This window comes from Xanthomonas sp. NCPPB 1068 (assembly GCF_041479385.2).
GTDB lineage: Bacteria > Pseudomonadota > Gammaproteobacteria > Xanthomonadales > Xanthomonadaceae > Xanthomonas > Xanthomonas cannabis.
Window position 1 is genome coordinate 2252189 of the sequence record NZ_CM192986.1, and the last position, 13194, is coordinate 2265382.

Annotated in this window: 7 protein-coding genes; all 7 read right to left on the reverse strand. The window is 68.2% G+C overall.

What is annotated here, in order from left to right:
- Positions 1–970: 970 nt before the first annotated feature.
- On the reverse strand, positions 971–3043 hold the full coding sequence (gene flhA, locus ACCQ12_RS09590) for a flagellar biosynthesis protein FlhA (protein WP_372383589.1): 2073 nt from the start codon (positions 3041–3043) through the stop codon (positions 971–973).
- Between the two features lie 17 nt (positions 3044–3060).
- Positions 3061–4191 (reverse strand): flagellar biosynthesis protein FlhB, encoded by a 1131-nt coding sequence (gene flhB / locus ACCQ12_RS09595; RefSeq protein ID WP_184557557.1) that lies wholly within the window; start codon positions 4189–4191, stop codon positions 3061–3063.
- Positions 4192–4427: 236 nt separating this feature from the next.
- Positions 4428–7349 carry a diguanylate cyclase gene (locus tag ACCQ12_RS09600; RefSeq protein ID WP_372383466.1) on the reverse strand — a complete coding sequence of 974 codons (2922 nt, stop codon included), beginning with the start codon at positions 7347–7349 and terminating at the stop codon, positions 4428–4430.
- A gap of 417 nt (positions 7350–7766) precedes the next feature.
- Complete coding sequence (locus ACCQ12_RS09605; protein ID WP_372383467.1) at positions 7767–10730, reverse strand: ligand-binding sensor domain-containing diguanylate cyclase; 2964 nt, start codon at positions 10728–10730, stop codon at positions 7767–7769.
- 93 nt (positions 10731–10823) lie between these two features.
- Positions 10824–11615 carry a flagellar biosynthetic protein FliR gene (gene fliR, locus ACCQ12_RS09610; RefSeq protein WP_039566112.1) on the reverse strand — a complete coding sequence of 264 codons (792 nt, stop codon included), beginning with the start codon at positions 11613–11615 and terminating at the stop codon, positions 10824–10826.
- Positions 11616–11628: 13 nt separating this feature from the next.
- Complete coding sequence (locus tag ACCQ12_RS09615; protein ID WP_005917968.1) at positions 11629–11898, reverse strand: flagellar biosynthetic protein FliQ; 270 nt, start codon at positions 11896–11898, stop codon at positions 11629–11631.
- A gap of 450 nt (positions 11899–12348) precedes the next feature.
- Positions 12349–13194 (reverse strand): flagellar type III secretion system pore protein FliP, encoded by an 846-nt coding sequence (gene fliP / locus ACCQ12_RS09620; protein ID WP_039565001.1) that lies wholly within the window; start codon positions 13192–13194, stop codon positions 12349–12351.

Genomic DNA, 13194 nt, shown 5'->3' on the forward strand with positions numbered 1-13194 from the left:
TGGGTGTGTTGCCAGCGTCATGAGTTGCATGTCCCGTTTGTGTTCCAAGTCCTGCCATCCGCCCCGCAGCGGTGGAGCTGTCTGCGGTCTCGCCAGAGCTAATGCATGTGGTGTGCCAAAACCGCAGTGCTGGATTTCTGGCGCTCGATCAGGAGGGTTGCGCGTGCGGCGGCTGCCCCTGCTGCCCCCATCCGCCCTTCGGGCACCTTCCCCCGCAGGCGGGGGAAGGGAGGCGTTTGCAGGCAGGGGAAGGAGGCGTTGGTGCAACGCCGCTGCAGCGCTGGCAACCCGTTGCCTTCTCCCGCGGGCGGGAGAAGGTGGCGCGCAGCGCCGGATGAGGGGCGGTTGGTGCCGTGCGAGTCCTACCTGCGGGAACATCGCCAGACTGCTGCCCCCATCCGCCCTTCGGGCACCTTCCCCCGCAGGCGGGGGAAGGGAGGCGTTGGCAGGCGGGGAAGGGAGGCGTTGGTGCAACGCCGCTGCAGCGCTGGCAACCCGTTGCCTTCTCCCGCGGGCGGGAGAAGGTGGCGCGCAGCGCCGGATGAGGGGCGTTGGTGCCGTGCGAGTCCTACCTGCGGGAACATCGCCAGAGTGCCGCCCCCATCCGCCCTTCGGGCACCTTCCCCCGCAGGCGGGGGAAGGGAGGCGTTGGCAGGCAGGGGAATGAGGCGTTGGTGGAACGCCGCTGCAGCGCTGGCAACCCGTTGCCTTCTCCCGCGGGCGGGAGAAGGTGGCGCGCAGCGCCGGATGAGGGGCGTTGGTGTCGTGCGAGTCACGCCTGCGGGAACATCGCCAGAGTGCCGCCCCCATCCGCCCTTTGGGTACCTTCCCCCGCAGGCGGGGGAAGGGAGGGGTTTGCAGGCAGGGGAAGGAGGCGTTGGTGGAACGCCGCTGCAGCGCTGGCAACCCGTTGCCTTCTCCCGCAGGCGGGAGAAGGTGGCGCGTAGCGCCGGATAAGGGGCGTTGGTCTTTAGCTGATGGTGCCGACCAGCTTCAGGCGCTTGTCTTCCGGCACTTCGCTGTAGGCCAGCACCGACAGGCTGGGCACGCTGTGGCGGACCAGGCGGGCCAGTGCAGCACGTACCTGGCCGGGGACCAGCACCACCGCCGGTTCGTTGCGCGCTTCCTGCTTGCCCACGCAATCGGCCAGGCTCTGGTGCAGGCGTTCGGCCAGCCCGGGTTCCAGCGCCACGCCGCTGCCGTGGGTGGATTCCTGCAGGACGCGCTCCAGCTGCGGGGCCAGGGTGAACACCGGCAGTTCGGCGGACATGCCGGCGATCTCCTGCACGATGAAGCGGCCCAGCGAGGTGCGTACCGCTGCGGTGAGGGTGGCCGGGTCCTGGCTGTGCGGGGCGTGCTCGACCAGCGCTTCGACGATCTTGCGCAGCTGGCGTACCGGGATGCGCTCGATCAGCAGGTTCTGCAGCACGCGCACCACCACCGACAGCGGCAGCGCCTTGGGGGTGAGGTCCTCGACCATCTTGGGCGCCGTCTTGGCCAGGGTTGCCAGCAGCTGCTGCACTTCTTCGTGGCCGAGCAGTTCCGGGGCGTGTTCGCGGATCAGGTGCGACAGATGGGTGGCCACCACGGTGGCCGGGTCGACCACGGTATAGCCCATCGATTCGGCATAGGCGCGCTGATGCGGCTGGATCCAGGTGGCGTCCAGGCCGAATGCGGGGTCCTTGCCGGGAATGCCGTCGAGCTGGCCGAGCGCACCGCCCGGGTCCAGCGCCAGCTCGCGGTCGGGATAGATTTCCGCAGTGGCCACCGGCACGCCGTGCACCAGCAGCCGATACGCGTTGGCGGACAGCTCCAGGTTGTCGCGGATATGCACTGGCGGCACCAGGAAGCCGATGTCCTGGGTGAGCTTGCGGCGCACGCCCTTGATGCGCGCCATCAATTCGCCGCCCTGGTGCTTGTCCACCAGCGGGATCAGCCGGTAGCCCACTTCCAGGCCCAGCGGGTCGATCGGGCGCAGTTCGTCCCAGCTCAGTTCCGCGCTGGCCTGGGCGGCAGTGGCCGCCGCAGCCGCCTGCGGGTCGGCGGCCGCATCGCCTGCCGCCGGCGCCACCAGGCTGCGCTTGTACATTTTCCAGGCGATCACGCCCAGGATCAGGCCCAGCGTCAAAAACGCGACGTTCGGCATGCCCGGCACCAGGCCGACCAGGCCCAGGATCGCCGCGGCCACCGCCAATGCGCGATGCTGGCCGAACACCTGGCTAACCATCGCCCCGCGCATGTCCTGCGCCCGCGAGGCGCGGGTCACCAGCAAGGCCACCGAGGACGACACCAGCAAGGCCGGCAGCTGCGCCACCAATCCGTCGCCGATCGACAGCAGGGTGTAGGTGGACGCGGCATCCACGAAGCTCATGCCGTGCTGGAACATGCCGACGGCCATGCCGCCGATGAGGTTGATGAAGAGGATCAGGATGGCGGCGATGGCGTCGCCGCGGATGAACTTGTTGGCACCGTCCATCGCGCCGTAGAAGTCGGCTTCCTCGCGGACTTCCTCGCGGCGGGCCTTGGCTTCCTCACGCGTCAGCAAACCGGCGTTGAGGTCGGCGTCGATGGCCATCTGCTTGCCGGGCATGGCGTCCAGAATGAAGCGCGCGGTCACTTCCGACACGCGCCCGGCACCCTTGGTGATGACCACGAAGTTGATGATGGTCAGGATCGCGAACACCACGATACCCACGGCGTAGTTGCCGCCGATCACGAACTGGCCGAAGGCCTCGATGACCTTGCCGGCCGCGGCATGGCCGTCCTGGCCGTTGATCAGGATCACGCGGCTGGAGGCGACGTTCAGCGCCAGCCGCAGCATCGTGGTCATCAACAGCACGATCGGGAAAATGGTGAATTCCAGCGGGCGCTGCACATACACCACCGCCAGCAGCACCATCAGCGAGATGGCGATGTTGAAGGTGAACAGCGCGTCCAGCACCGGCGCGGCCAGCGGCACCATCAGCATGGCCAGCATGGCCATCAGGGCCAGCGGGGCACCCAGGCCGTTACGCAGCAACTCCATGACGCGGCGGGCGTTCATCGGGGCGGGTTGGGCGCTCATGCGCTGGCCCCCTTGCCGAACTCATCCACCTCGAGCGAGGGCAGTTCCGGCATCGGGCCGCCGTTCCACCCGCGCAACTGGTAGACGTAGGACAGGACCTGGGCCACGACCGAATAGAGTCTCACGGGAATTTCCTTGCCGATTTGGGCTTCCCTATACAAGGCGCGTGCCAAAGGCGGGGCGGTGACGATCGCCACCCGGTGCTGTTCGCCGGCTTCGCGGATGCGGAAGGCCATTTCGTCCACGCCCTTGGCCACCACGATCGGGGCGCGCATCTTGCCGCCCTCGTACTTGAGCGCCACCGCGTAATGGGTCGGATTCATCAGCACCACGTCGGCCTTGGGCACCGCTTCCATCATCTGGCGCTGCGACATCTGCATCTGCATCTGGCGGATGCGGCCCTTCACCTCCGGGCTGCCCTCGCTTTCCTTCATCTCGCGCTTGATCTCTTCGCGGGTCATCTTCAGCTTCCGCAGCCAGTTCCACTTCTGGTACGGCGCGTCGATGGCCGCCAGCAGCACCAAGGCGCCTGCGGTGTAGAACAGCAGGCTCTTGGTGAAGTCCAGGCCGTTGCCCACCGCCTGTTCCAGCGGCTGGTTCACCAGCGCGCGCAGGCCGGGCAGGCTCTTGGAGATGCACAGCCAGGCGGCCAGGCCGACGAACAGCAGGCGCAGCACCGACTTGACCAGCTCGGCCAGGCTGTTGCTGCCCCACATGCGCTTGATCCCGTTCATCGGGTTGAGCTTGGTGAGGTCGGGCATGATCGCCTTGCTGGAAAAATGCAGGCCGCTCATCATCAGCGGCCCGGCCAGCCCGGCCAGCAGGCACACGCCGATCAGCGGCAGCATCACCCACAGCAACTGCAGCAGCAGGTCGCCGAAATGGCCGAACAGCGCCATCGGGTTTTCGCGCATCTTGGGGTCGGGGCTGAGTGCGGTCTTCATCCAGACCGCCGCGCCATCGCCGATGCCGCCGGCCAGTGCCATCAACCCGAACACGCCGGCGCCAAACACCGCGGCGGTGGACAGCTCGCGCGATTGCGGGAAGTTGCCCTGCTCGCGGGCTTCGCGCAGGCGTTTTTCGGTGGGAAGCTCTGTACGCTCGCCGCCGTCTTCGGACTCGGACATGGGGATGCCGGTGGGGGATTACGCCCTCTGATGCAAGCGGCATTCCAGAACCGCGACCGCCAGCCCCGGACGCCGGCAGCGCCACAGCGTGCCAAGCTGCAGGCGGCGATCGTCCTGGACCGTTCACCCGCTTTGCCGCTCTGCCGCCAGCTCGCCCAGCGGCCGAGCACGGGCGCGCGCAACGCGCCGACTCGCCCCCACGGGGAGCCTGGGTCCCCGGTGCATGGGGCGCGCGCTCAGGCCACCGAAATCTCGGGTTCTTCCGGCTCGATGCGGTTGCGGCCGTGGCGCTTGGCCCGATACAAGGCCGCGTCCGCACGCGCCAGCAGGGTGGCGGCGGTGTCGCCGACGCGGTACCACGCCACGCCGATCGAGCAGGTCACCTGCAGTGCGCGCGCAGCGCCCACCTCGTAGGGCGACAGGCTGATCGCCTCATGGATGGCGCGCAGCCGATGCTGGCCCTGACGGGTCATGCCGGGCAGCAGCAACAGCAGTTCTTCGCCGCCGTACCGGCCCACCTTGTCCGAATCGCGCAGGCAGGCGGTGAGCCGCGCGCCCACCTTGGCCAGCACCGCATCGCCGACCAGGTGGCCGTGTTCGTCGTTGACCTGCTTGAAGTGGTCCAGGTCGATCAACACCACCGCCAACGGGTGTTCTGCATGCGCGCAGGCCTGCAGTTCCTCGCCCATGGCCTCGAGAATGCCGGAGCGGTTGAGCAGGCCGGTGAGCGCGTCGTGGCTGGCCTTCAGCGCCAGCGCGGCGCGTGCGCTCTCCAGCTCGTGCTTCTCGCGTTCGAGCTGATAGGTGCGCTCGGCCACCAGCTCGGCCAGCATGCGCTCGCGCGCCATCAGATGACGGTGGCGCCAGCTCCACAGCCCGATCAGCAGGCCGCTACCGATCAGCAGGTACAAGGCGATCGCCGGCGGGCTGCGCCACCACAGCGGCGCCACCGCAAAGGCCAGGTCCACGACCGGGGAGGCGGTGCGCCGATAGCGGTCCAGCACCTGCACCTGCAGGCGGAAGTGCCCGGACGGCAGCGGCGGTTGGTCGATCGACAGGTCGTCGCTCTGGATCCATTCGTCGTGCAGGCCGAGCAGACGATAGCGCACGGTCAGCCGGCTCGGGTCGTCGTAGACCTCCATCGTGGACAGTTCGATATGCAGCGGCTTGTCGCTCCAGCCCAGCAGCTGCCCGCTGCGGATCGGGACGCCGCCGCGGCTGACGCTGTCGATCCGCACGCTGGGCTGGCGATCGTCGAACAGCCGCGCCGGGTCGGCCAGATGGCTGACGCCGCGCGCGGTGCCGATCCACACCGAGCCATCCGGATCCTCGGCGAACGCCGCTTCGGACACGTCGTCCCAGATCAGCCCCTGCGATTGCGACAGATGCGCCCAGCGCTCGCCGTCATAGACCTCCACGCCACGCGCATGGCCCACCCAGATCCGGCCCACGCTGTCGCCGCGCAACAGGTACACACCCACATCGCGCAGCGCGTCGTCGCTGATGGCCTGCAGGTCCACGCCGTCGGCCAGCACCCTGCCGTGCCAGACGCCGGGGCGGTAGAACGCCAGCCACACTTCGCCGCTATCGCTGATATGGAACTTGCTCACCCACGGCTCGGCATCGCCACCGTTGACCTTCACCGGCACCTTGGCCCAGTGCGCGCCGTGCAGCCGGAACAGACCGTTGGCGCTGGACACCCACAGCGTGCCGTCGGCGGTCTGCTGGATATCGGTGTAGGCGATGGCGGGCATGCCGGCAACCGGCTGCAGCGCGCCACCCTCGAGCGGGCGCTCGATCACGAACAGTCCACCGGCGGTGAGGATCCATAGCCGGCCCTGCCGATCCAGGAGCAGGCGTCTGGCGGTGCGCGGGAGTTTGGCCACCTCGGCGTTGCGACCATCGGGCCAGAAGCGCTGCAGGTGGCCGGCCGAGTTGAGCGTCCACAGGCTGCCGTCGCCGCTGCGCTGCATGCCCACGATCTGGATGCCGGCTTGCGGCAGCGCCGGTGCAAAGCGCCCGCCCGGATGCGCCTGCCGTCCCACGCCGTGCTCGTTGCCCACCAGCAAGGCGTGCTGCGCATCGCGTGCAATGGACCAGGTCGGGGCGGGCGGCATGCCCTGGGTGGCGTCCCAGTTCTCGATCCATTCGTAGCCGGCCCAACGCACCAGGCCCTCGCCGTCCACGGTCATCCAGAGGTCGCCGTCGCGATCGACCACGATCGCGTCGCTGCTGCCCGGTGGCAGCCCGTTGCTGGCGCCGAAGGTACGCCAGCGACCGTGTTCCCAGCGCACCAGGCCATCGTTACGGCGCACCAGCACGCGTCCTTCGCGATCCAGCACCAGCGGTGCCTGTCGTCCGACCGTGCTGCCGTCCAGCAGCGGCAGCGGCCGCACGCGGAAGCGGTCGTCACCCGGCGCGCGGTGGAGCAGGGTCCCGGCGCCGCGGGCCCACAGCCCGCCGTCGCGATCGCGCAGCACGCTGGACCAGCGATCCTCCGGCACGCCCTGGTCGGGGCCATAGACCTGCACCCGGCGTTGCGCGTCGATGGCGCACAGCTTGCGCGCGCACCCCACCCACAGGGTGTCGCCCTCCACCGACAGACTCATCGCCTTGGACAGTTCCGGCACCCGCACCCGCGTGGCGGTGTCCAGCAGGTAGTCGCTATGCCACCTGCCGTTGCTGCGCGGGCGCAGCACCTCCAGTTCGCCGCCGTTGAGCATCACCGTGCCCCACGACGGGCTGGCCAGCAGCATGCCGTCCTGCAGATGCCCGGCCTCGTCGCGGGCAAGCTTGCGGAAGCCATGTTCGTCGCCGACGAACAGCGCCTGGAACCCGGCAACCCACAGGCGACCGTCCGGCGCTTCGCTCATGGCGGTGATCGGTTCGTTGCGCAGGCCGTCCAGCGGAACCTGCTGAAAGAGGCGGCCGTTGTAGCGATACAGGCCGCTCTCGGTGCATACCCACAGCAGGGTATGGCGGGTCTGCAGCAGGCAAGTGCCGGCCAGGCCGAGCAGGCCCTGATCGTGGGCATAGCGCCGAATGCTGGCGCTCTGCGCACCGGCCAGCTCCGCAAACGACAGCAGGGCCAACAGCAGCACCGCGGTCAACGGTGGCGCTCGGCCTGACGACCTCGATTGGCGGTGCAAGAACCCCACGGGCGTTTCGATCTCCCACGCATCCAAGCGTATGGTCTGCGCGCTCGCGCGGACGTCTCACGCTTGCCATTGGTGGCCCCATCCCAGGCCACGATCTATCGACTAGCGGCTGTGCATGCGACTTACTTTAATTGCATTTGACAATCGATCGACGCGGTGAATCAGCGGGCCGGACCGTGCCGCAGTCCTGCCGTAGAACGGCCGAGACCAGCGTCAATGCACGATCTGGATCGCGGTCAAGGCTGCAGCGCAAAGCTGGGCGCCGGGGCGGCGGCGCTGGCGCGGAGCGTCCATCGCGCCGCTGGCCAACCAGCGCGCCGTGCGCCGGATCGGCCCTTGTGGCAGCGAGGGCGCGTACGCCATGTCGGTGCACACGCCGGCCCTGCGCAGCGCTGCCGCGGCGCTGCACCGGTCGGATCAGTCGAGATGACCGGCCGGTGCGGCAGGGCGCACCGGCCCATGGTCGTAATCGATGCGATTGCGGCCGCTGCGCTTGGCGGCGTACAGCGCTGCATCGGCGCGGGCCAGCAATTGTTCGAGGGTTTCGCCGGGCTGGAACCAGGCCACGCCGATCGAGCAGGTGACATGCAGCCAGCCGCCGTCGATGGGGTAGTCGCCGCAGATGCCGCGGTGCAGGGCATCCAGCCGATGCGTGGCCTCCTGCGTCAGCCCCGGCATCAGCGCCAGCAATTCCTCGCCGCCGTAACGGCCGATGCGGTCCTCGCCACGCACCAGCGTATCCATCCGCCGGCCCACCCCGGCCAGCACCGCATCGCCGGCCAGGTGGCCATGCTGGTCGTTGACCAGCTTGAAATGGTCCAGGTCGATCAGCACCACCGCCAACGGCCGCGCCGTCGCAACGGCGCGTTCCAGCAGGTCGCGCAGGGCCGCCAGGATGCCGGCGCGGTTGAGCAGGCCGGTGAGTTCGTCGTGGGTGGCCTTGAGCGCGAGCGCGGCACGGGCCGATTCCAGATCGCGCTTGTCCTGCTCCAGTTCGGCGGTGCGTTCGGCCAACAGCTGCTCCAGCTCGCGCTTGCGGCGCAGCAGTTTGGCGGTACGCCAGCGCAACAGCACGATCACCGCTGCAATGGCCAGCACCCCATAGCCGATCAGTGCGGGGATGCCGCGCCACCAGGGTGGGCGCAGCACGAAGTGGAACCTCGCCACGGCGCTTGCGCTGCGTTGATAGGCATCCAGCGCCTGCACTTCGAGGGTGTAATGGCCCGGTGGCAGCAGTGGGTAGGTGAGGTGGCTGAGCGAGGTGGTGGTCCAGCGCGCCTGATGGCCTTCCACGCGATAGCGGAAACTGATCCGCTCGGCGCCGCCTTCGACGCCAGGTGTCCGAAGCTCGATGTCCAGCGGCGTTTCGGACCAGTCCAGCGCGCTGCCGGCCCGGACGGTCTGGGTGCCGCGACGGACCTGGCCGATCTCGACCTTGAGCGCCTGTGCCGCAAACAACCGCTGCGGGTCGCGCAGATGGCTGAGCCCTCTGCTGCTGCCGATCCAGATGCTGCCGTCGTCGTCTTCCAGAAACGCATTGGACGAGAGGTCGTCCCACAGCAGGCCTTCTGCACGGGTGATGCGCGACCAACGTCCATGCTGGTACAGATCCAGCCCCTGGCTGCTGCCCACCCATAGCCGGCCCTTGCGATCGTGACGCAGGATGAATGGCATCACCCTGGACAACAACGGGTCGTCCACCGCCTGGACCGGCAGGCTGCCATCGGCCTGCAGGCGGCCATGCCATAGCCCGGTTTCGCGCAACGACAGCCAGATTTCGCCATCGGGCGCGAAATCGATCTGGTACATGTCCTGCGTTGGCAACGTCCCGGTGACCGGCACGTGCACCCATGTCGTGCCGTCACGCCGGTACAGACCATCGCCGGTGGCGGCCCACAGGCGGCCTTGGGGGTCCAGGTCGATATCGCCAATGAACCTGGTCGCCATCGCCGGATCGGACACCAGCGTATAAGGCGGGCTGGCTTGGCCGTGCCCGAGCCCGCGCGAGGTCGCAATCCAGACCGAACCGGTGGCATCGAACAGGATCTTGTAGCCCGGCCGCGGCAGATCCATCACCTGTCGGGTCAACCCGGTGACTGGATCGCGCCGCGCGATGGCGCCGGAGTAATACGACAGCCAGGCCGCGCCGTCCGGTGCCACCGCGATGTTCAGCGTCTGCGACAACGGCTTGCCATCCTCCAGCCGCCACGGCTGCGCACGCACGGCGTGGCGCGCGAGCAGGTTGGCACCGCCGTCGGCGCCCACTGCGAGCGTGCCGTCGGGCAGGCGCTGCATCGACCAGATGGGCGCCGACGCCATGCCCTGTGCTTCGGTGAGATGCTCGATGTTGCCGTAGCCGAGCAGGCGCTGCAGCCCGGTCCCGCGCGTGCCGATCCACAAGGTCCCGGTGCTCTGGAACAGCAGCGCACCAACCATCGCATCCAGCTGCAGGCCCTGATCGGTGCCGATATCGGTCCAATGCGAACCGTCCCAACGCACCAGGCCGTGATCCGAGCGCGTCAGCATGCGGCCATGCGTGTCTTCCACCATCGTGGTGGCACCGGACATGGTTTCGAAGCTGTTGTGCGGATTGGCCGGACGCTCCTGGAAACGGGAGGCGCCCGGCTCGCGCGACACCATGATGCCGCCGCCGCGCAGCCACAGCCGGCCGCCACGCTCGCGAAAGATCACGCGCCACCGCCTGGCCGGTACGCCATCGGCGTCGGACAAGGTTTCGACCACGGTGCCATTGGCGTCCAGACGACAGACGCCGGCATTGCAGGACACCCACAGGAACCGGCCATCGGCCAGCAGGGTAGGGCCGGTCTTCAACACGGTGCCATCGCGCGTTTGCAGTGTCAGCGTCTGCACTTGCCAGGAACCGTCGGCAGCCGGCGTCAGCGCCAGCAGCGCGCCATCACTGATGACGGCCACGCCGTTGCGGTAGCGCGCGATCACGTTGCCCGCATCGGCCCTGATGCGCTTGCCCTCCTTCAACACCTGCAGGAACCGCTCGCCGCTGCGCACGAAGACGCCATTGGCGGTGGCAACCCATAGCCGCCCTGCATCGTCCAGCGTCAGCGCGCGCGTATAGCGGGCATCCAGCCCGCTCTCCCGCTCGACCGGAATGAAGCGGTCGCGTTCGAAGCGGTGCAGCGCCAGCTCGGTCGCCACCCACACCTCGCCGCGCCGGTCTTCGACCAGCCCGTTGATGGTCATGCCCTGCAAGCCGTCTGCCTGCCCGTAATCGCGAAGGCTGTAACTCTGTGCCTGCGCGCCGGTCATGCAGGCCAGCAGCAGCGCGACCGCCAGCAGCCACAGACGCGCCCGCGACGCAGCGCGTCGCGAAGCAGGGCAGGCGAACAGCGCTGAGATGAGCATGGGTTTCCGCTGAAAGAGGGGTGTGCCGATTGAACGGGCCAATCGTCCCCAGCGTTGACGGCGACCGGTTACAAAACTTGAGGTGTGGCGCGGTCAGCCCGTCAGTTCTCTGGCGGCGTCGAAGGCAGTGTCGAACATGCGTTGCACCGGCGGGGCGAATTCGCTCGCAAAGCTGGACAACAGGAACAGTCCCAGCAACACCGTCAGCGGCAGGCCCAGCTGCATGGGGTTCAGCGCCGGTGCCGCCTTGGCCAGTGCGCCGAAGGCCAGATTGACCGCCAGCATCGCCACCATCATCGGCAACGCCAGGGTCAGCCCGCCGCGCAGGATCTGCAGGAACAATGTCGGCGCCACTTCGGCAAAGGCGCTGGCATCGGGGATTGCGGTGCCGATCGGCAGCGCCTTGTAGCTGTCCACCAGCAGCGCGATCACCGCCAGGTGGCCGTTGGCGGCAAAGAACAACAGCCCGAAACCGATATAGAACCACTGTGCGATCACGCCGGAGGTCACCCCGCGCATCGGGTCGGACATCTGCGCGAACGACAGGCCGGTGGACTGCGACACCAGCTCGCCGGCCAGCGCGCCCGCCTCGAAGATCAGCTTGAGCATGAAGCCCATGCTCGCGCCCACCGCCAGCTCGCGCGCAATGCTCAGCACTGCGCTGGCAGTGAACCCGTCCCACTCGGGCACCGGCGGCAGGATCGGTGCCAGCGCCATCGCCAGGGTCCCGGTCAGCATGACCCGCACCCGCCCGGGCACCGCGCGCGTGCCGATCAACGGCATGGCGGTCAGCAAGGCGCCGGTCCGCAGCATCGTCCACATGATCGCCCCGACCATCGCAAACGCGCGCTGGCCGTCGATCACCATCTGGGTGGCAGCATCCATCCGCGCCGGCCCGCTAGCCGATCAGATGCGGAATGCGCTGGAACAGCGCGATGGTGAACTCCACCAGGTGCCCCAGCAGCATGCTGCCGGTGGCAAACAAGGTGGCCGTCAACGCGACCGCCTTGGCCACGAACGCAATGGTGGGTTCGTTCAACTGGGTGGCGGCCTGCACCACGCCAATGACCACACCGACCACCAGCACCGCCAGCAGCATCGGTCCGGCAATCCACAGGACGGTGACCAGGCCACCACGCAATTCAGTCAGGGCAATTTCAGGGCTCATGGGGTGCTGTGATGCAAGTGGGGTGCCAATGGGGGCGGGGAATCGGGAATCGGGAATCGGGAATCGGGAATCGGGAATCGGGAATCGGGAATCGGGAGGCGGGAATCGGGAGGCGGGAGGCGGGAGGCGGGAGTGTGAATAGGGGAAGGAGAGCTGAGCTGGTTCGGCGGTGTATGAGCTCAGGAAGCTGCGGGCTGCAGGAGCTGGCCCCTCTCCTGCGGGAGAGGGGTTGGGGTGAGGGTGCGGGGCGAAGCCACCCGTGTTTGTGTGGCTCCGCTGGGGCATTGCTCCGCTGTAGGCTTCGGCCGCCACTGGCTGCACCGGCTATCGCTGTTGTTATTGTTTGCTCTGCGGCAGCGTGGCGCTTGCTGCTCGATCTCGGGGCCGCTCACCGAAGCCGGCCAACCGGGTAGGCACGCAAGCAGGGCGGCGCGCATGCAGGCCTTGCGGCTACGACGCGTTGAAGCTCGCCGCCAGCGTGCCGACCACCAAGACCCAGCCATCCACCAGGATGAACAGCAAAATCTTGAACGGCGCGGAGATCAGCATCGGCGACAGCATCATCATGCCCATCGACATCAGCACGCTGGCCACCACCAGGTCGATGATCACGAACGGGATGAAGATCAGAAAGCCGATTTCGAAGGCGGTCTTCAGCTCGCTGGTCACGAACGAGGCCACCAGCACCGGGAACGGCACCGCGTCCGGGCCGGCGTACTTGCCGTCGCCGGCCATGCCGGCGAAGGTCATCAGATCGGTCTCGCGGATCTGCGCCAGCATGAAGGCGCGTAGCGGCTGGGTGGTCAGCGTCCAGGCCGTGGAGAAATCGATCTGGTTGTTGAGGTACGGCTGCAGGCCGGCGCCCCACATCTTCTGCCACACCGGCATCATCACCAGCGCGGTCAGGAACATCGCCAGGCCCAGCAGCACCTGATTGGACGGGGTCTGGCCAGTGCCCAGCGCCTGGCGCAGCAGGCCCAGCACGATGGTGATGCGGGTGAAGGCAGTCAGCACCAGCAGCATCGACGGCAGCAGGGTGATCGCCGTCATCAGCAGCAGGGTCTGCAGCGGCAGGCTGACCGGCTGGTCGCCGATGCGGCCCACGCTCACGTTGGGCAGGGTCGGCAGCTGGTTGGAACCGGGCGGCACTGCCGCCGGGGCAGCGGCGGGGGCGGCGGCCTGGGCCATCGACGGAAGCGCGGCCGGGGCGGCGGCGGCCAGCAGCGGGCAGCTCATCACCAGCAGGATCAACACCAGGCGGAGGCTGCGCCCCCAGCGATTCCAGCTACTGAACAT

What these genes read in the sequence shown, in the direction of transcription:
- flhB (WP_184557557.1), bottom strand. Translation starts at nt 4,191, where the DNA reads ATGTCCGAGTCCGAAGACGGCGGCGAGCGTACAGAGCTTCCCACCGAA.
- fliR (WP_039566112.1), bottom strand. Translation starts at nt 11,615, where the DNA reads ATGGATGCTGCCACCCAGATGGTGATCGACGGCCAGCGCGCGTTTGCG.
- fliP (WP_039565001.1), bottom strand. Translation starts at nt 13,194, where the DNA reads ATGTTCAGTAGCTGGAATCGCTGGGGGCGCAGCCTCCGCCTGGTGTTG.
- ACCQ12_RS09605 (WP_372383467.1), bottom strand. Translation starts at nt 10,730, where the DNA reads ATGCTCATCTCAGCGCTGTTCGCCTGCCCTGCTTCGCGACGCGCTGCG.
- ACCQ12_RS09615 (WP_005917968.1), bottom strand. Translation starts at nt 11,898, where the DNA reads ATGAGCCCTGAAATTGCCCTGACTGAATTGCGTGGTGGCCTGGTCACC.
- flhA (WP_372383589.1), bottom strand. Translation starts at nt 3,043, where the DNA reads ATGAACGCCCGCCGCGTCATGGAGTTGCTGCGTAACGGCCTGGGTGCC.